The organism is Halanaerobium sp. ST460_2HS_T2, assembly GCF_003337665.1.
In the GTDB taxonomy this organism is placed as follows: domain Bacteria; phylum Bacillota; class Halanaerobiia; order Halanaerobiales; family Halanaerobiaceae; genus Halanaerobium; species Halanaerobium kushneri.
This window is the reverse complement of record NZ_QPJF01000016.1, coordinates 1-19,998: the sequence shown is the minus strand read 5'-3', so window position 1 is coordinate 19,998 and position 19,998 is coordinate 1. Positions and strand designations below refer to the sequence as shown.

Sequence of the window (19,998 nt, the reverse complement as noted above, 5' to 3'; positions counted from 1 at the left end):
GACGATGAATTTGGCAACTAGTGATAAAGAAAAAGCTCTGGATAAAGCAGTAAAAAGAATTGAAAAACAATTCGGTAAGGGTTCAATTATGAGACTTGGTGATTCACAGAAATTAAATGTGGAGGCTATTCCCACAGGTGCTCTGCCGCTGGATCTGGCTCTTGGAATTGGTGGTATTCCTAAAGGAAGGATCATTGAATTATATGGAAATGAATCATCGGGTAAAACTACTTTGGCCCTTCATATAATTGCAGAAGCTCAAAAAATGGATGGTATTGCAGCATTTATTGATGCAGAGCATGCACTTGATCCAAAGTATGCAAAAAATTTAGGAGTAAATATTGATAACCTTTTAATATCACAACCTGATAGTGGAGAAGAAGCTCTGGAGATTGGAGAAGCACTGGTCCGCAGTAATGCAGTAGATCTGGTAGTCATTGACTCTGTAGCTGCTCTGGTACCAAAGGCAGAATTAGAAGGAGACATGGGAGATTCTCATATGGGCTTACAGGCCAGACTGATGTCTCAGGCAATGCGCAAACTTTCAGGAGCAATCAGTAAATCTAAAGCTTCAGTTGTTTTTATTAATCAAATTAGAGAAAAAATTGGAGTTATGTTTGGTAACCCGGAAACAACTCCCGGTGGACGTGCACTTAAGTTTTATTCTTCGGTCCGAATTGAAATGAGGAGATCTCAAACTATTAAAGATGGAGATAAAATGATCGGAAGTACAGCTAAAGTAAAAATTGTGAAAAATAAGGTAGCTGCTCCGTTTAGAAATGCTCAGTTTGATATTATGTATGGTACTGGTATTTCACAGTCGGGATGTATCCTTGATCTTGGTGAAGAAATTGGAATCATCGATAGAGCCGGTTCCTGGTACTCTTATGGAGATGTTCGTCTTGGTCAGGGTCGAGAAAATTCAAAAGAATTTTTAAGAGACAATCCAGAAATTATGGAAGAAATAGACAATAAAATTAGAGTTAAGGTGGGCCTGGAAGAAGGAGAAGTTGAAGCAGAAAGTGAAAAAGAAAAGGAAGAGGAATAGTTTTCAATGGCTCAAATAGATAAAAAAGAATTTTCTAAAGCTCGTAATAAAGCTTTTAAACTGCTTAGCTACCGAGAAAGGACAATCAAAGAAATTGAAGATCGTCTGCGAAAAAAAGATTTTAGTGAAGAGGTTATTAAAGAAGTAGTTGACTTTTTGCTGGAAAATGATTATTTAAATGAAGAACGTTTTGCAGAAATGTGGATCAGGTCAAGAAAGAAACATCATCCGAGAGGGAGAAAATTGATTTACAAAGAACTTAAGGATAAGGGAGTTAATCAACGGATTATTAATTCCGCTTTAAACAATTATTTATCTGATCAAGATGAACGCGAAATGGCGAATTATTTAAAAGATAAATGGTTGCGCAGACGGACAGAAGAAGATAGCTCAAGTTATAAGTTGAAAAATTATCTGGCCAATAAAGGTTTTAGTTATGATTTAATATATAAGATTACAGATAAATAGATATAAATTGATGACTTAAAAGTCTGCCGGCGGCAGGCTTTTTCCTTTTAGTACCAGATTATCGTCTTTTCTTGACATAAGCTGCGAAAAAAGTTAAAATATTATTAGAAAATGTAAATATAAAATTAAAAAATTGAATATAGGACAGGGGGTGAATATTATTACTGGAGGTGTATTTTATTTTATAATAGCCCTACCTCTCGGAATTGTAATTGGGTATTTAATTAGGAAATATATTGCGAAAGCACGTATGCAGTCTGCAGAAGAAGAAGCAGAGAAGATACTCCAAGATGCAGAAAGAGATGCCAAGGCAAAGAAAAAGGAAATCACTCTTGAAGCTAAGGAAGATGCTCATCAAATTCGTGAAGAAGCAAATAAAGAAAGTCAGAAAAGAAGAGATGAGCTGCAGAAGTTAGAGAATAGACTGATGCATAAAGAAGAAAATCTTGATCGAAAATCTGAGAACTTAGAACGTAAAGAGCAGAGCATTAAAGATCGAGATAAAAACTTAACAAAGGCTGAAGAGGAAATTGAAGAAATCAAAAAAGAACAGAAAGAAAAATTAGAAATGATCTCTAGTTTCTCAGAAAGTGAAGCCAAAGAGTACCTTTTAAATAAGGTTGAATCTGAATTAGATCATGAATACGCAAAGATGATTAAGGAAAAAGAAGCACGGGCTAAAGAAGAATCTGAGAAGAAAGCGCGAGAGATTATTTCACTTGCAATACAGAGATCTGCTGCGGATCATGTAACAGAATCAACTGTTTCTGTTGTTAACCTTCCAAATGATGATATGAAGGGTAGAATTATTGGCCGTGAAGGAAGAAATATCAGGACTTTAGAAAGTCTTACAGGAATTGATTTAATTATTGATGATACTCCTGAAGCTGTTGTTATTTCTGGTTTTGATCCTATCAGAAGAGAAATTGCAAGAATTGCATTAGAAAAATTAATTGTTGATGGTCGAATTCATCCGGCTAGAATCGAAGAAATGGTAGAAAAAGCTGAGAAAGAATTGGATCAGCACATTAAAGAAATTGGTGAACAGGCAACATTTGATACCGGGGTTCATGGTTTAAACCCTGAACTTGTTAAACTGTTAGGAAGGCTTAAATTTAGAACAAGTTATGGCCAAAATGTATTACAGCACTCTATGGAAGTGTCCTATTTAGCAAGCATTATGGCTGCTGAATTGGGTGCAGATGTTACTCTTGCCAGACGTGGAGGTCTTCTTCACGATATTGGTAAAGCAATAGATCATGATATGGAAGGTACTCATGTCAATATTGGTGTTGATACAGCAAGAAAATATGGTGAAAGCGAAAAGGTACTTCATACAATTGAAGCTCATCATAATGATGTTGAATTTAAATCAGTAGAAGCTGTTTTAGTTGCAGCAGCTGATGCAATTTCAGCAGCAAGACCAGGAGCTCGAAAAGAAACACTGGAGTCTTATATTAAGAGACTTGAAGAGTTAGAAGAAATTGGTGAATCCTTTGATGGTGTAGAAAAAGCCTATGCCATTCAGGCAGGAAGAGAAATTAGAGTTATTGTTGAGCCTGATAAAATTAATGATGTTGAAAGTACTAAAATGGTTAGAGATATTACTAAGAAAATTGAAAAGAATCTCGACTACCCTGGTCAGATTAAAGTAGTTATTATTCGTGAAACCAGAGTAGTAGATTATGCTAAATAAAAATAACTAATTCTGAAATTAATGGGCTCCTCTTTGAGGAGCCTTTAATAAATTTACAATAAAAACTAGGAGAGCCTTTATGAATATTTTATTTATTGGAGATATTGTTGGTAGAGCCGGCAGACGTGCTGTCAGAACTTTTTTAAATGATCTGATTAAGGACTATAAGCTTGATTTTGTAATAGCTAATGGAGAAAATTCTGCTGGTGGTTTTGGTATAACTAAAAAAGTAGCAGAGGAATTGTACGGTTATGGGATAGATTTTTTTACTATGGGAAATCACACCTGGGATAATAAAGATATATTTAAATTTATTGATGAGGATCCAAAACTGATCCGACCATTAAATTTTCCTGACAATAATCCCGGTCGTGGCTGGCAGACTATTGAAATAAATTCTACAAAGCTAACTGTGGTAAATTTAATTGGTCAGGTTTATATGCAGGGAGCTGATTCTCCTTATCATAAGTTTATGAAACTTTATCCAGAAATTGATGATTCGGATATTATTTTAGTTGATTTTCATGCAGAAGCTACGGGAGAAAAAATGGCCTTTGCCAGAGCTGTTGATGGACTGGTAACAGCTGTCATAGGAACTCATACTCATGTACAGACAAATGATGCACAGATTTTTCCTGAAGGAACAGCATATATTACTGATGTTGGTTTAACTGGTGCTGTTGATTCTATTTTGGGAATGAAACCGGATAAGATGATTGAAAAAATGAAAAATTCCTTACCCGTTAGATACGAAGTTGGTACTGGTAGGGTTAAAATTGAAGCCTGTTTGATCAAAACAGATGATCAAAATAATTCTGTTAAACAAATCATGGAAATAAAGAAAAATAATTTATAATTTTTCGAAAAAAAGCAGGAATTTATTTCATATATGGCTAATATATTATATAGAGGTAATTAATATATTATTCAATCAAGATCAAGGAGGTAATAAATAAAGATGGAAGTACTTAAAGTATCATCTAATTCTAGTCCTAACAAAGTTGCCGGAGCTCTGGCCGGTGTTCTCAGGGAAAATGGAAATGCAGAACTACAGGCTATTGGGGCAGGAGCTTTAAATCAGGGGGTAAAAGCAGTAGCAATTGCAAGAGGATTTGTAGCTCCCAGCGGAATTGATTTGATTTGTATTCCTGCTTTCACTGATATTGAGATTGATGGAGAGGAAAGAACCGCAATTAAATTAATTGTGGAACCCAGATAGAAATTATATCTGTTTGCCATTCTGGCAGACAGATTTTTTTTATTTTTAATCTTATTTTAACTTGTGTTATACAGGGGTTAAGTTATATAATAGATAATAGTTAGGGATTATTTATTAATCTGGAATAAGAATATTTGATTATTTTTTGAGGTGGCAGTATGAAAAAAATTTTGATAGTTGAAGATGAACAGAAGATAAGAAAAGTTATTAAAAGTTATCTTCAAGATGAATATAATATTTTTGAGGCTGTAAATGGAAAAGAAGCCCTGTCTCTTTTTAAAACTGAAAACTTTGATTTAATTATTTTAGATTTAATGCTGCCCGAAATTAGTGGAGAAGAGGTCTGTCAAACAATAAGGCAGGTATCTGAGGTACCAATAATTATGCTAACGGCTAAAAGTAGTGAAGAAAATAAAATTGAAGGTTTTGATTATGGAGCGGATGATTATCTGACTAAACCATTTAGTCCTCGTGAGTTACTTGCAAGAACCAGAGCTATTTTAAGACGAAGCAGCAATCAAAATAGGGCGAGTATTATTTCACTAAACAGGGGAGAATTTAAAATATATCCTGATGAAATGACTGTAAAAAAAGAGGGTCAGGAATGTGATTTAACGAGTACTGAATTTAAGATTTTGATGACTCTAATAAATAATGCAGGTCAGGTTTTAAGTAGAGAACAACTCGCTGATCAGGTTATGGGTTTAGAATTTAGTGGTTTTGACAGAACTATTGATGCTCATATAAAAAATATTCGTAAAAAAATGAATCTGGATAAAGACCAGTATATTGTTACTGTTTATGGAGCAGGATATAAATTTACAGGTGATATTTGATGTCAAAACTTGGTCAAAAACTTTTTGTTGTATTTTTAGTACTGGTTATACTCTCATTATTACTGGTCGGAGTTTTTATAAACTTTTCTATTGGGGAAAGATTTGATGATTTTATTAACTTACAGAGAGAAGAAAATGTTTCTGATCTTGCTTCAGTACTCAGTGAGAATTTTAAAAATAATGATTTTGCAGCCGTCCAAAATTTAGTAAATAATTTCAGTAGAACTAATAGAATTCCACTCTGGGTTGAAAATAATCAGGGAGAATTTATTTATTTTCCATCCCAGAATAATCAGATGGCACAGATGATGAGGAGAATGGGGATGATGAGTAATAATTCCCATTTCAATGGTGTTAGACAGTTACCGGATAATTACCCTGGCAGAACCAGGAGTCAGGAAGTTTATATTGGTTCTGAAAAAGTCTTAACATTATATTGGAAAGAAGTTAATGCAGAAAATCAGATTGATTCCGAGTTATATGATTATTTTAAGAATAATATCTATCGAGCAATTGTTTTAAGTGCTCTAATTGTAATTTTAATTGTTATTATTTTTTCTTTTATTTTATCAAAGAAAATTACTGAACCTTTAATTAAGCTAAAAAACGCAGCACTAGATGTAGCCAGAGGAAATTACCAGCAAAATATTAATAGCAAAGGAGATGACGAATTAACTGAGTTGATTAGGTCCTTTAATTTAATGAGTAAAAAACTTAATAAATTGGAAAAGATAAGAAAAGAATCAACTTCTGATTTAGCCCACGAATTAAGAACTCCTCTTACGACTATTAAAGGTTATCTGGAAGCGATAGAGGATGGAAAAATAAAAGCTAATCAGGAGAATATCAGTGAAATGCAGGAAGAAACTGAAAGAATGACTACTTTAATTGAAAAATTAAATGAATTCGCTGATGCTCAAAATAAAATATTTAATCTAAAAGAGGAAAAAATAAACTTAACTCCAATTATAAAAAAAATAACTAATCAGCATCAGAAAGCCCTAAAAGAAAAAAACATTGAACTTAGTTTAACTTTAAATAATGAGCTTAATGTTAAAGGAGATCAGGATAGTATTTTTCAAATTTTCAACAATATTATTGAAAATGCAATTAAATATAATGTTGAAAATGGAAAAATTAAAATTAATTCTCTGGTAACAAAAAATGAGATTGATGTTTTTATTAAAGATAGTGGTATTGGAATCAGCAGTGAGGACCTACCATATATTTTTGAAAGATTTTACAGAGCTGATAAATCTAGAAATTCTACAAATCAGGGTACAGGTATCGGCCTTGCTGTTGCTAAAGAATTAATGGAAGCTCATCAGGGTCAAATTAGCGTAGAAAGTAGTAATAATGGTACAGAATTTAAGTTGGTTTTTAAAAGGAGCAAGGATTAATTTAAAGGAATATGATTTTTTATATTGAAATAAAAAATTAGTGCATATTAATTATTTAATTATTAGATTTAAGAGGAGTGATTGGATTGGATTTAAATCGTATCTGGAATTTGTTGACATTAGGTGGACCAATGACTATACCACTTTTGATAGCTTCAATTTTTAGTCTGGCTGTAATAATCGAAAAAGCTATATTCTTTTATAGAAATAATGACAATAATTTTCGTTTAATTAAAAGAATTGAAATTTTAGTTGAAGAGGGTGACATTTTAAGTGCACTAAACGAATTAAAAGGAAAAAAGAGTACTAATGCCAAGCTTCTTTCAACAGCTTTAGCTCATAATAGTGAAGATCCTTCTCGATTAAGAGAGGTTTTGCAGGCTGTTGGAGAAGATGAAATTAAAAAAATGGAAAGACATTTGCCAATACTGGATGTTGTTGCTATGATTTCTCCTCTATTAGGTCTGTTGGGAACTGTTATGGGGATTATTAGCAGTTTTAATATTCTTGGAACAGCAGCAGGTGCTGCAAATCCAGCTCAGATTAGTTCTGGAATTGCTGCTGCACTGATCAGTACTGCTTTAGGATTAATTATTGCAATTCCAACAGCAATATTCTATTCCTATTTTGCTCATAAAGTAGAAAGAAGGGCTCATCAGATGAATTTAAGCATGGTGGAGATTGTTGATGTTGTAAGTAATAATAGAGGTGACAGTGATGTTCAAAACTACTCTTAAGAAAAAAAGTTCAATCAACATAATACCCATGATTGATGTTATATTTTTTCTTTTAGTATTTTTTATGCTTTTTACTACTTTTAGAACTACTCCTGAGGGTATTGAAATGCAGCTTCCAAAGGCAGTTACTGCAACAGAACAGGATACAGAAAATTTTATTGTCCAGATTGATTCGGATGGAAATTATTATTATCAAGACCAATCTTTAGCTTTAAATCAAATTATTTCTGAAGCGGAAGTTGCAAATAATGAAAATACTAATTTGACAATTGTAATTAGTGCTGATAAAAATACGCGGTATGAAAATGTTGTCTCTTTAATGGATGGAATGAGAAATGCAGGAATTACACAGCTGGCACTAGCTGCAGATAAAGAAGGTAGTTAATGGGATGGTGAATTTATGCCTAATAAAAATGACGATCGAAAATTACTGTTATATATAAGTGTATCAATTATACTACATTTAATAATTTTGTATTTTCTTCCAATTGGTTTTCTGCATGGGAGTGCTCAGAGTGAGAATGAATTAGATGATTATGGTTATGTACAAATGGTTGAATATCAACCTGCTCCTTTAGATGAAGAAAATGTTGACAAAAACGCTGAACTAACTGAAAAACCAGCAGAAAAAAGGCAGGAAAAAACTAAAGAAGAAGTCTTAGAAGAGCCAAAGCCAGATGAGGAACAAAAAACTGAATCAGTAAAACCTGAACCAGTAGAACCCGAAAAAAAAGAAGCAACAAAACCGGAGCCGGAACCTGTAGTTAAAGAACAGCAAAAAGCTCAGATTGAAGAAAAACCAGCTCCCAAGAAGGAGGTTAATAATTCTGAAGCGGTAGAAAAACAGAAAACTGATTCTAAGCCGGAACCTGTAAAACAGGAAGTCAAATCAGAACCAGTAACTGAAGATGTTGAGCCTAAAACTGAGACTAAATCAAAACCGGAACCGGAAGCAGAATCAAGTTCTGAAAAAACCGATATTATGGCCAGTAAAGATAGTGAAAGCGAGCTGGAAGTTGCTCAAAAAGAACCTGAAAAGAAAAAAGAAATAGAAAAAAACAAAACTGAGACAAAAGAAGAAAATATTGAAAAGCCAAAAGAAGAAAGCAGCCAGAGCTCTCAAACTAAACCAGAAGAAGTTACTCAGTCTGAACAGAAAACAGCTGAAACTAGTTCTGATGAAACCAGTACAGATAATAACACTACTCAGGAGAAGGAGGAAGTTAATCCACCACCTCCGCCTACTGCAGGTGATTTGATTGGTTTGATTGAACCACCAACTTTTCCCAAAGATTTAGTTGGAAGTCGTTCTGAGGGTACAGTTAGACTAATGGTTGAACTTTCACCAGGTGGAATTGTCAATAATATTGAGGTAGTTGAATCTTCTGGATATGATTCTATGGACAGAGTGGCTCAGCTTACTTTAGAACACGGCTGGGAATTTAAAGAGTATCAGCGTTCCTATAGAATTCCTGTCTCAGTAAGATATTATATTGATGAATCTGATAACAGTCAGGTGGAAGTAAATATTGGAGAAGTTGAATTTGTTGCTGGAGGTGAGTGATAATTAATGGAAAAATATAGAAATATAATTTTAGTGTCACTAATACTTTTATTAATCTTTTCAATTCAAACATCAGCTCAGGATAATTTTTTTCAGAATGTAGATGAAGATAATAATCTTCGATTTGGAAATGAATATATAGTAATTGTGGTTAATCAAAATCAAAACTCGCAGGGGAGGTTTGCTGTCGAAACAACTGGTGGTGCTCCAGCGCGAGAAAATGATGATAATAAACCGCTAATTTATGGCCGGCCTAATCCCTGGACATCCTATACTTCACTCTGGATTAATGATCAGAAATATGTTTTTGGTGGTTCAACAGAGAGAAGAGCTGGTGATGGGGCTAAATATGGTGAGGTTATCCAGGAACCAACAGTAGAGGATAACCAAATTGTTACCAGAACTCGTTTTGATAATATTGTAGTTGAACAGATTCTTTCAATTGTAAAAAGTTCAACAACTGGACTGGCAGATAGTGCACAGATACAGTATAGAGTTACAAATGAAGGTCAGAAAGAAGAAAAAGTTGGGCTCAGAATAATGCTTGACACTATGCTGGGGGAAAATGATGGGGCTCCCTTTAGACTTGGTGAAGACACCATTTCAACTGATAAACTATATTATGATAAACAGCTTGATGATTTCTGGCAGGCTTTTGATAGTGTTTCTAACCCTCAGGTTACTTCTCAGGGATCATTTATTGGTCCTGATGTAAGTACACCAGATAGAGTTTATTTTTCTGACTGGGGCAGTCTGGCAGATGGTGTCTGGGATTTTGATTTTAACCCGGGTCAGGATTTTATGCGTAAGGGCGAATATGAGATAGACAGTGCTATAGCAATGTACTGGGTACCTGAAATAATTGAGCCTGGAGAAACTAAAACCTATATTACAAAGTATGGACTTGGAGGTATAACAATAGTTCCTGGTATTTTGTCACTGGGAGTAACATCACCGGCAGAAGTAACATTGGATGATAATAATCAGACTTTCCCTGTGGTAGCATATTTAGAAAACACTTCCGAAATTAATGCCCGGAATGTATCAATTAAAATTGAACTTCCCGATGGTTTTAGTGCAGATCAGTTAAGCAGAAATCTTGGTGATATGGAGCCGGGAGGTATTTCTCAAATAACCTGGAATGTTAGTGCTAGTAATAGAGATAATCTTCCTGAAAATATGACCTACAGAGTTATAGTGGATGCTGACAATACAGATTCCAATGAAGTTGAAAGACGAGTCGAATTTCTTGGTCCACCTGAGCTAAATGCTGATATTACATTAATGGAGGATGTGCAATCTGTTGATGGTAGATTAGAACCCAATCCATTTAGAATTCAGGCTGAGATTAATAATTCTGGAGAAACTTCACTTTATGGAGTTGAAGCAGAATTAATACTGCCACCCGGTTTAGTTACAGCCAGCAGAGAAATTAGTAAAAAGAATATTGGAATTCTGAGAACTAATGAAAAGATTAATATAAACTGGGCAATCGAAGCCTTAAGAGTTGATGGTACTCTACCTTTTGCTTTAAAGGTTAGTGGTTTAAATAATTACCAAAAAACGATTGTTGAAGAGATTAGTTTACCAGAATTAAAACCACTTATTTTGCTCAGGGAAACCAGGGGACAGAAAGATGAGGATTATTTTGCTGTTGACATTGTTGCTGCAAATATTGCAGAAGCTGAAAATATATCCTTTACCCTCAATTATGATAGCGAAAAATTACTGTTAACTCATATCTCGCGTGGAGATTTCTTTGTTGGTGAAAATAACAATCTGCTGCCATTTAATAGGCCGGATAGATCTGAAAGAGGAAAAATTTTATTTAATCAAGAATTTCCATTTAATAAGTCAAATGGGATTATTGCAACAGTTCATTTTAAATTAAAGGAAGAGGATCCGGGGAATATAAATATTAGTAATCTAAAAGCAGTAAATGGACCTGGTAATCCTTTTAAAATTGAAATCAGAAATATTTTAGAGGAGGAAAATTAAATGTTAAAATATAAAAACATATTTTCGATAGCTTTATTATTTGTCTTAATCTTTACTTCAGGTGTTTTTGCTCAGCAGTTTGATGATGTTCCTCGTGATCACTGGGCTTATGATAGTGTTCAGTATCTGGCTGATAAAGGTTATTTAAGTCTTTATTCGGGAGAGGATTTTAATGGAGATCAACCTTTAACAAGATATGAAATGGCAGAAATTATTACTAATGTACTGCAAAATACCACCAGTGGAGCTGCTTCTCAGAATCTTTCGGAAGAAGATGTTGATGTAATTCGCGAACTTTCTCTGGAATTTAGAGATGAACTGGTTACGGTTGCTCAAAAGCAAAAGGAGTTTGAAGAAAGATTACAGAATACAGAAGATAAGAACCAGATTCAGGATGAAGATATATCTAACATTAATGTTCGGGTATCTGAACTTCAGGAAGAGGTTCAGGATATTGCTGATCATATATCCAGAATGGCAGAATTAGAAGAAAATGTTAACGGTCTGGACAACCAGATTAATAGTTTAGAAAAGGAATTAAATGCTATTAAAGAAGAAGGAGTTTCCGGACAAAAGCTGCAGGAACTGGAAGATAATCAGAGTATTAATATGACAAGAATTGAAGAATTGGAAAATAGAATTTCAGAACTTGAAGCTGAAAAGAAAGCGGCTAATAAAGAGCTGAAAGAAGAAAAGGGTTCTTTAAATACTGGTTATATACTTGGAGCACTGGCATTACTTGCTTTAATTCTTTAATTTAAAATAAGGGATTATGGTAGATTGATTATATTTTAATATCATTAAGTATCTTATATAAGGAGAATAGTCTATGCAGAAGATTCATTTTAAACAAATAATAATTACACTTGCTTTGATTTTACTGTTTAATTCAGTATTTCTACCTTATTTAATGCCTGTTTCAGAACTTAAAGCAGCATCTATAGAAAAAGAAGATATTTACACAGGTCTGGGACTTATGTTTTTGCTTGTTGTTCTTTCCGGTGGTAAAAGCAGTAATAAAGAAGTTGCAGTAAGGGATGATTTTTATAGTTACAAAAATTTTAGTGCAGATGAAATTGAAATACTGGCAAGTATAATTAATGCGGAGGCGCGTGGTGAAAGCTACCAGGGCAAAGTGGCAGTAGGAGCGGTTATAATTAATAGGGTTTATCATCCTTCATTTCCAAATTCAATTAGAGAGGTTGTTTATCAAACTGGGCAATTTACTCCAGTTGAAAATGGGATGATTGATTTATCACCAGATAATGATTCTTTTAAGGCTGCCTATGATGCTGTAAGCGGTCTGGATCCAAGTCAGGGAAGCCTTTATTTTTATAATCCTGCTAAATCAAGAAACCCTGAGTTTTTTGCTAAAAGAGATAAGGTAGTAACTATTGGCAACCATGTGTTTTTAAAATAAAAACTTATTTAGCTTAAATAAAAACCTCAGTCATATGACTGAGGTTTTTTATCTTTGATTATTAAGTTTTATTCCACTTCAATAATTTTTTTGACAGCCACTATTTTTTCAAAATCAAGTTCTTTTGTAACCTGATACATATTACCTCCCGGTGAGGTTTCTGGTATATCAGCGACAACTATTTCATTTATTTCTCCATTTTTAGCAGCAATTAATATTTTATCATCTCTGGCTGCTGTGACCGCTCCTGCAAGTTTGTATTTGCTATTAGAAAAGATTCTAATTCCTTTACCATTTCTTTTTTGAGATCTAAAATTGTTTAATTTAATTTTATTAGCTCTACCATCCTCACTAATTGAGATTAAGAAATCATTTTTATCAAAAATGTTAAAGTATATTACATGATCATTCTTGCTTAAATTGATTGCTCTACTGCCAAGAGTATTCCGACCGGTAGTCGAGAAGGTATCCCCGCTAAATCTAATTAAATAACCATTTTTGCTAACAACAATTATATCTTCTATCGCATTTGTTTTTTCAACATTGACTAAGCTATCATTGTCCAGTTTGATTGCTCTAATATGGCTATAATTGGTCCTATATTCATCGACATTACTCCTTTTGACCAAACCAGAACGAGTAACAAAGGTATAATATTGATTCTGATTCTTATTCTGTTCCTTATCTAAAATATTTAATGAAATAATATTTTCCTTGATTGGAATCTGAAGATATTTACTTAAATTATCTCCGGTAGCAAGTCCGTGATGTTCTTCAATATCATGGACCTGTAAATTATATACTTCTCCCTGATCACTAAAAAAGAGAAGTTGATCTAACGAAGAACCTTCAACTGCTGCAACGAGATAGTCGTTTTTAGCCGCTCTTAGATTCTTGAATTCTTCATTTCGTTTAATAATTCCCCGGTAGGATAGTGATAAAACAGCATTTTTCTCTTTGATCAGATCATCTTTAGTTATTTCAGCTTTACTGTCATCAGCAATTATTTCGGTTCGCCGCTGATCATCAAAGCTTTTTTTGATTTCTTTAAGTTCATCACGGAGTACATTATTCAATTCATCCTCGTTATTTAAAATGTTTTTATAATACTTAATTTTCTCAGCTAGATCCTCTCTTTCAGCTTCCAGCTTTTCAAATTCCATTCCTACCAGACGCTGCAGCTGCATCTCCAGAATTGACTGGGCCTGTTGTTTTGATATATCAAGTTCCTGCATTAATTTTTCCCTGGCTTCTTTTTTTGATTGAGAGTTTCTAATTACCTTAATTACTATATCAAGCTCATCGATTGCTCTTTTTAGACCTGCTAAAATATGATAACGATTTTCGGATTTATTTAAGTTATATTGAGTATGATTTTTAATAACCTGTTTGCGGAAATCTAAAAAGTGATTCAAAATCTCGAGCAGCCCCATCACAACTGGCTTTTTATCATTGAGGGCCAAAAGATTAATCCGAAAATTAGTCTGCAGATTTGTGTATTTATAAAGTCTATTTAATGTTAATTGTGGATCTGCCTTACTTTTTAATTCAATCACAATTCTAATTCCCTTTTTATCTGATTCATCTCTTAAATCAGAAACTGCTGATATTTTTCCTTTGTTAACCAGATCAGCAATTTCTTCAATTAATTTTGCTTTATTAACCTGATATGGGATTTCGGTAATAATTAGATTTTGATGTCTTCCTTCTTTTTCAACTTTACTTTTAGCTCTTAAAGTTATTTTCCCTTTACCATTTTGATAGGCTGATTTTATACCGTCATTGCCAACTATAGCTGCACCGGTTGGAAAATCAGGACCGGGTAGATGATTTTTAATAATTGTCTCCAGTCTGGCGTTAGGATAGTCGAGAAGGTGAATTAAAGCATCTATTACCTCTCCTAAATTATGAGGTGGTATAGAAGTACTCATTCCAACAGCAATACCACTGGAGCCGTTAACTAACAGATTTGGTATTTTTGAGGGCAGCACTTCAGGTTCCTGCAGACTGCCGTCAAAATTATCAATAAAATTAACAGTTTCTTCATCTATATTGTCTAAAAGTGCTTCAGCAATTTCAGTTAATTTTGTTTCAGTATATCGCATGGCAGCAGCACTATCACCATCAATTGAACCGAAATTACCATGGCCATCGATTAACTGATAACGCTGGTTAAAATCCTGAGCCATCCTGACCATAGCATCATAAACAGCACTGTCACCGTGAGGATGAAATTTACCTAAAACTTCACCGACCAGGCGAGCTGATTTTTTGTGAGGACGGTTATGCAAAAGCCCAAGTTCCCTCGCAGCATAAAGTATTCTTCTATGTACCGGTTTTAAACCATCTCTAACATCAGGCAGAGCCCTGCCAATAATTACACTAAGTGAATAATTCAGGTAAGCATCTTTCATTTTATCTTCAATTGCAATTGGATAAATTTCTTCTTTCATTATCTATCTCCTCTCAAATTTAATCGTTTTCTGCTAATTTATAATATCATTCTTATCATAGAATTTGCAAATTTAAAGCTTAAACGACTGGCATTCTCTAAATCTCTTTGTTATAATAATGAAATGGAGGATGGTGAAGACTTATGGATACACTTTTTGATAATGTAGATTATAATGCTGATCAGATACAGGTGCTTAAAGGTCTGGAAGCAGTTCGTAAAAGACCGGGAATGTATATTGGAAGTACAGGGATAAAAGGTTTACATCACCTTGTCTGGGAGGTAGTAGATAACAGTATAGATGAATTTTTAGCTGGAAATGGTGATCAAATTAAGGTTACTATTCACGAAGGGGAAGAAGTTACGGTCGAAGATTTTGGTCGTGGTATCCCGGCGGATATTCATCAGGATACTGGCCTGCCTGCTGTAGAAGTAGTTCTGACAACTCTGCATGCGGGAGGAAAATTTAATAATAATAGTTATAAGGTTTCCGGTGGGCTGCATGGGGTTGGTGTCTCAGTAGTTAATGCACTTTCCGAAAAGTTAACGATTACAACTCACTGGAAAGGAAATAAATATCAGCAGCACTATAAAAAAGGAATTCCGCAGGATAAATTACAGAAGATTGGTAAAACTGATCGCAGTGGTACAGTGATTCGCTTTAAACCTGATTCGGAAATCTTTACAGCTACAGAATTTAAATATGAAAATTTAGCTCATCGACTGCAGGAATCTGCTTATCTCAATAAAGAATTGACTCTTATTTTAAGAGATGAACGGGGAAAAGAGGTTGTAGAGGAAAATTTTCAGTATGATGGTGGAATAAAAGCTTTTGTAGAATTTTTAAATAAGGATCGTAATGTAATTAATGATGATATTATATATTTTGAGTCAAAACCTGATGAGTATGAGGTTGAAATAGCAGTTCAGTATAACGATGGTTATAATGAACGGATTTATTCTTATGCTAATAATATTAATACTGTGGACGGTGGTTATCACCTGACTGGTTTTAAAACCGCCTTAACCAGATCTATTAATAATTTTGCTAAAAATAATAATCAGCTTCCGGCCAGGATATCTTCTCTGAATGGAAAGGACGTTAGAGAAGGTATAACAGCTGTCATTAATGTTAAACTACCGGAACCACAGTTTGAAGGACAGACAAAAACAAAATTAGGAAATAGCGAAATTCGAAGCATTGTAGAGAGCGAAGTTTATGAATATCTGAGTTTATATTTTGACACCAACCCAGAACTGGCTAAAAAAGTAATTGATAAAGCAGTTCAGGCAGTTAGAGCTCGTAAAGCATCCAAAAAGGCAAGAGAACTAACTAAAAGAAAAACTGCTCTTTCTTCTAATTCACTGCCCGGTAAACTAGCCGACTGCAGCAGCAAAAAAGCCGAAAAAAGCGAACTTTTCATAGTTGAGGGAGATTCAGCTGGTGGTTCGGCAAAACAGGGGAGAGAACGTAAATTTCAGGCTATTTTACCGCTTAAAGGTAAAATATTAAATGTAGAGAGAGCAAGGCTGGATAAAATTTTAAACAATAAAGAGGTAGCTTCAATCATTACAGCCCTGGGAGCCGGGATTGGAGAAGATTTTAATCTCAAGAAGTTGCGTTATCATAAAATTATTATCATGACTGATGCTGATGTGGATGGGGCTCATATTGCTACATTAATTTTAACTCTTTTCTATCGCTATATGCCTGAGCTTATTGATCATGGTCATATTTATCTGGCCAAACCTCCTTTATATAAGGTTACTAAACGAGGTAAAAGTCATTATTTATACAGTGATCAGGAATTAGAAGATTTTAGAGCAGCAAATGAGAAAAACAATTTTTCTCTGCAGAGATATAAGGGGCTGGGAGAAATGAATCCAGAGCAACTCTGGGATACAACCATGGATCCTGAAAATCGAGTGCTGCAGAAGGTCGAAATTGATGATGATATTGAAGCTGATGATATATTTACCCGTCTGATGGGATCAAATGCTTCTTTGAGAAAAGAATTTATCTTTAACAATGCAGAACTTGCCCAGACTATAGATGTTTAACAGTTAAAAGTTATTGAGGTGGTGATTTTTTGTCAGCTAAAAGAAAATACAATAATATATTTTCAAAAATAATTTTAGTGTTTTTACTCGGTCTGACAGTAGGCTTAATTGCTCTTATTTATAACCATCTTTTAGATTTTTTTACTTTTTCGCTGATTGATATAGGAATGGAACTGACTTTTTATAATCGCCTTACATTTTTATTTTTGCCTGCACTGGGGGGGTTACTGGTTGGATTTATAATAAAATATGGCAGCATGTCCGCTAAAGGACATGGTATTCCCGCCATTTTGTCTTCAATCAAAAGTAAAGAACGACATTTAACATATCGTGATCTTTTAACTGAGGGTTTTGCCTCGGCGATTACTATTTCCAGTGGAGGTTCAGGTGGAAGAATTGGACCAATTGTTGAGATTGGAGCCGGAATGGGAGATCTGATTGCCTATAAGCTTGACTTTGATCTTTTTGACTATCAAACCTTTTTAGGGTGTGGCGCTGCTGCCGGTATTGCTGGTTTATTTCATGCTCCTCTGGGTGGGATTATGTTTGTAACCGAAATATTATATAATAAAATAGAAAAAAACCGCCTGATAATGGTTGCTATTTCTGCTATTTCTGCAGATATGGTAGTTCGCTGGAGTGGGAAGGATCTTTTTCTGGCTGATCTAAATCTGGGACAGGTGGGGAGTGCCTATAATTTCTTAGCAGCTGCTTTAATTGGAGTTTTTGCAGCAGTTTTGGCAGTGGTTTTTGTTGCTATTTTGCGTCAGCTTTCAAATAGATTTGACCGTTTACCGATTGACATTATTTTCAAACCGGCTTTAGGTGGATTGCTGCTTGGCATAATTGCTTTTAAACTTCCTGAGATTATGGGTTCGGGAAATAGAATTATTGTATCTTTATTTAATCAGCTGGAATATAATTTAGGATTTTTATTTTTGCTTATTATATTCAAAATCCTGGCAACTTCGCTAACTCTTGGTTCTGGTGGTTCAGGCGGGATATTTTCGCCCTCGCTTTTTATCGGCAGCCTTACTGGTATAATTATTGGGACTTTATTTTATAGATTTTTACCTTTTTTAAATGGTTCCCCTTCTTTGTATGCCTTAATTGGAATGGCCGCAGTAATCAGCGCGGTTATTAGAGCACCTCTGACAGCTACTTTTATTATATTGGAGTTTACCCATAATTACAGTCTGACAATTCCTCTTTTAATTGCCTCTCTTATTGCGGAAAGAATAGCAGATATGAGTGGCTTAAAATCAGCCTATTCTCCGGAATATTTTGAACGTCTGTGAACAGTAAAAACTTGACATTTCAGCTATTTCTGTTTTATAATTAGTTAAGTAAATAAATATTAAAATGAGGAAGGAGAGACTTAATATGCAGAAGTATCAGTGCACAGTTTGTATGTACATTTATGATCCAGAAGAAGGAGATCCTGTAGGTGGAATTGAGCCAGGAACATCTTTTGAAGATCTCCCAGATGACTGGACATGTCCTGAATGTGGTGTAGGTAAAGATATGTTCGAACCATATGATGGCTAATATTACTTATATTTTAATATTTTTAAAAGCTGGGGCTTGAACCCCAGTTTTTATTTTACTTTCAAAATTAATTATAGTATAATAACTTCGAATAAGATACAGGGCGGGGGAAAAAATGAATTTAAAGAAAAAGAATTTAACACCAGCTCAATACTTAGTGAGTGGCTATTTTGTAATTATTATGCTCGGATCACTACTTTTGATGCTGCCAGTTGCCACAACTGACGGCCAGGGTTTGGGAGCCGTTGATGCAGTTTTTACAGCTACTTCAGCTACCTGTGTAACCGGTCTGATTGTAGTAAATACAAAGGAAGCCTTTACAATTTTTGGCTCCACAGTTATAATGTTTTTAATTCAGATTGGTGGACTCGGAATTATGTCTATGTCCACTCTCTTTGCCTTTATAGTTGGTAAAAAAATAAGTTTAAAAGAAAGGTTGATTATCCAGGAAGATCTTAATCAATATCAGATTTCCGGTATGGTCAGGCTTGTCCAGTATCTTTTAGGTTTTACTTTTGCTATTGAAGGTACTGCAGCAGCAATTTTATTTTTGCGTTTGAGTCAGGATTATCCATTTTGGAAATCTGTTTATTTATCAATTTTTCATGCAGTTTCAGCATTTAATAATGCCGGTTTTGATCTTTTCGGTAATAGTCTGGAAAATTTTACTGGAGATTTAACAATTAATATAGTCATTATGGCTTTGATTATTCTTGGTGGAATTGGTTTTGGTGTAATGATGGAAGCCTATAATCGGGTAAAATTTAAAAAGACTACTCTGCAGACAAAAATAGTTATTGTAATGACACTGGCTTTACTTGTCTTTGGATTTATTAGTTTTTTTATTTTAGAGTATAACAACACCCTTGCTGGTTTACCACTGCTTGATAAAACTCTGGGAGCAATGTTTCTTTCAGTGACACCTCGTACTGCAGGTTTTAACACAGTTCCAACTGGAGCTCTAAAACAGTCTTCATTATTTTTAATTATTGTTCTGATGTTTATTGGTGCTTCACCAGGTTCAACGGGTGGTGGAATTAAAACTACAACTTTTGGTGTTATTCTGGTGACAATGAAAAATATGATTACTGGAAAAGAAGATATGGAAATATATAATAGACGTTTTGAAAAACAGATTGTTTATAAAGCTTTTACAATTACAATGCTTGCTGCCGGACTTGTTATTCTTGTTACAACATTATTATTGATCATTGAGGATTTTAGATTTATTGATGCTTTATTTGAAACAGTATCTGCTTTTGGAACAGTTGGTTTATCTACAGGCATTACAGGTCAGTTATCAGACATTAGTAGAGTTCTGATTACTATTACTATGTTTGCAGGTCGGGTAGGACCACTGACTCTGGCGGTGGCAATTGGAGAAAAACAGCGAAAAGGAACTTATCATTATCCAACCGAAAAAGTAATGGTTGGATAAGTAATTAGAAGTTTATTTGATAACGTCAAATAAAATATGATAGTTACCATAAAATGTAAGTAAATAGTAATAGAGTATCACTAATTTTAATTATAATAAAAATCTTAAGAATG

Annotated in this window: 18 protein-coding genes; 17 read left to right on the top strand and 1 reads right to left on the bottom strand. The window is 34.2% G+C overall.

Features of this window, described 5'->3' with window-relative positions; all coding sequences use genetic code 11:
- Positions 1 to 10 precede the first annotated feature (10 nt).
- From recA to DFR80_RS08735, 13 genes are all read left to right on the top strand, one after another.
- Positions 11 to 1,048, top strand: coding sequence for a recombinase RecA (gene recA, locus DFR80_RS08795; protein WP_114489764.1), 1,038 nt, complete (start codon positions 11 to 13; stop codon positions 1,046 to 1,048).
- 6 nt (positions 1,049 to 1,054) lie between these two features.
- The gene (locus DFR80_RS08790) at positions 1,055 to 1,516 is read left to right on the top strand and encodes a regulatory protein RecX (protein ID WP_114489763.1); all 462 of its coding nucleotides are present in this window, start codon (positions 1,055 to 1,057) and stop codon (positions 1,514 to 1,516) included.
- A gap of 151 nt (positions 1,517 to 1,667) precedes the next feature.
- On the top strand, positions 1,668 to 3,212 hold the full coding sequence (rny, locus tag DFR80_RS08785) for a ribonuclease Y (RefSeq protein WP_076543484.1): 1,545 nt from the start codon (positions 1,668 to 1,670) through the stop codon (positions 3,210 to 3,212).
- A gap of 79 nt (positions 3,213 to 3,291) precedes the next feature.
- Positions 3,292 to 4,068, top strand: a complete 777-nt coding sequence (locus DFR80_RS08780; RefSeq protein ID WP_108138421.1) for a TIGR00282 family metallophosphoesterase — start codon at positions 3,292 to 3,294, stop codon at positions 4,066 to 4,068.
- A gap of 102 nt (positions 4,069 to 4,170) precedes the next feature.
- Positions 4,171 to 4,431, top strand: a complete 261-nt coding sequence (locus tag DFR80_RS08775) for a stage V sporulation protein S (protein WP_076543482.1) — start codon at positions 4,171 to 4,173, stop codon at positions 4,429 to 4,431.
- Positions 4,432 to 4,589: 158 nt separating this feature from the next.
- On the top strand, positions 4,590 to 5,267 hold the full coding sequence (locus DFR80_RS08770; protein WP_114489762.1) for a response regulator transcription factor: 678 nt from the start codon (positions 4,590 to 4,592) through the stop codon (positions 5,265 to 5,267).
- A complete protein-coding gene (locus DFR80_RS08765; protein ID WP_076543480.1) occupies positions 5,267 to 6,667 on the top strand; it encodes a HAMP domain-containing sensor histidine kinase in 1,401 nt (466 codons plus the stop codon). Before DFR80_RS08770 ends, DFR80_RS08765 begins: the two co-directional genes overlap by 1 nt.
- A gap of 77 nt (positions 6,668 to 6,744) precedes the next feature.
- Positions 6,745 to 7,404: a MotA/TolQ/ExbB proton channel family protein gene (locus tag DFR80_RS08760; RefSeq protein WP_233493796.1), complete on the top strand. Its 660-nt coding sequence runs from the start codon at positions 6,745 to 6,747 to the stop codon at positions 7,402 to 7,404.
- Positions 7,385 to 7,789 carry a biopolymer transporter ExbD gene (locus DFR80_RS08755; RefSeq protein ID WP_076543478.1) on the top strand — a complete coding sequence of 135 codons (405 nt, stop codon included), beginning with the start codon at positions 7,385 to 7,387 and terminating at the stop codon, positions 7,787 to 7,789. Before DFR80_RS08760 ends, DFR80_RS08755 begins: the two co-directional genes overlap by 20 nt.
- 15 nt (positions 7,790 to 7,804) lie before the next feature.
- The gene (locus DFR80_RS08750) at positions 7,805 to 8,968 is read left to right on the top strand and encodes a TonB family protein (protein ID WP_108138427.1); all 1,164 of its coding nucleotides are present in this window, start codon (positions 7,805 to 7,807) and stop codon (positions 8,966 to 8,968) included.
- 6 nt (positions 8,969 to 8,974) lie between these two features.
- Positions 8,975 to 10,966, top strand: a complete 1,992-nt coding sequence (locus tag DFR80_RS08745) for a hypothetical protein (protein WP_076543476.1) — start codon at positions 8,975 to 8,977, stop codon at positions 10,964 to 10,966.
- The gene (locus DFR80_RS08740) at positions 10,967 to 11,722 is read left to right on the top strand and encodes an S-layer homology domain-containing protein (protein ID WP_076543475.1); all 756 of its coding nucleotides are present in this window, start codon (positions 10,967 to 10,969) and stop codon (positions 11,720 to 11,722) included.
- A 73-nt stretch (positions 11,723 to 11,795) separates the two neighbouring features.
- Positions 11,796 to 12,386: a cell wall hydrolase gene (locus DFR80_RS08735; protein WP_076543474.1), complete on the top strand. Its 591-nt coding sequence runs from the start codon at positions 11,796 to 11,798 to the stop codon at positions 12,384 to 12,386.
- A 68-nt stretch (positions 12,387 to 12,454) separates the two neighbouring features.
- Here DFR80_RS08735 and gyrA read toward each other — a convergent pair whose 3' ends face one another.
- Positions 12,455 to 14,839: a DNA gyrase subunit A gene (gene gyrA / locus DFR80_RS08730; RefSeq protein ID WP_114489761.1), complete on the bottom strand. Its 2,385-nt coding sequence runs from the start codon at positions 14,837 to 14,839 to the stop codon at positions 12,455 to 12,457.
- Between the two features lie 143 nt (positions 14,840 to 14,982).
- On the opposite strand from gyrA, the gene gyrB reads away from it, so the two are divergent.
- The 4 genes from gyrB to DFR80_RS08710 all read left to right on the top strand — a co-directional run bounded on the left by gyrB (position 14,983) and on the right by DFR80_RS08710 (position 19,885).
- Entirely contained in the window at positions 14,983 to 16,899 is a 1,917-nt protein-coding gene (gene gyrB, locus DFR80_RS08725; protein ID WP_076543472.1) for a DNA topoisomerase (ATP-hydrolyzing) subunit B, read from the top strand.
- Between the two features lie 29 nt (positions 16,900 to 16,928).
- Positions 16,929 to 18,197: a chloride channel protein gene (locus tag DFR80_RS08720; protein ID WP_114489760.1), complete on the top strand. Its 1,269-nt coding sequence runs from the start codon at positions 16,929 to 16,931 to the stop codon at positions 18,195 to 18,197.
- 85 nt (positions 18,198 to 18,282) lie between these two features.
- A complete protein-coding gene (rd, locus tag DFR80_RS08715) occupies positions 18,283 to 18,447 on the top strand; it encodes a rubredoxin (RefSeq protein WP_005488503.1) in 165 nt (54 codons plus the stop codon).
- A 115-nt stretch (positions 18,448 to 18,562) separates the two neighbouring features.
- The gene (locus DFR80_RS08710; protein WP_114489759.1) at positions 18,563 to 19,885 is read left to right on the top strand and encodes a TrkH family potassium uptake protein; all 1,323 of its coding nucleotides are present in this window, start codon (positions 18,563 to 18,565) and stop codon (positions 19,883 to 19,885) included.
- Positions 19,886 to 19,998: the final 113 nt, after the last annotated feature.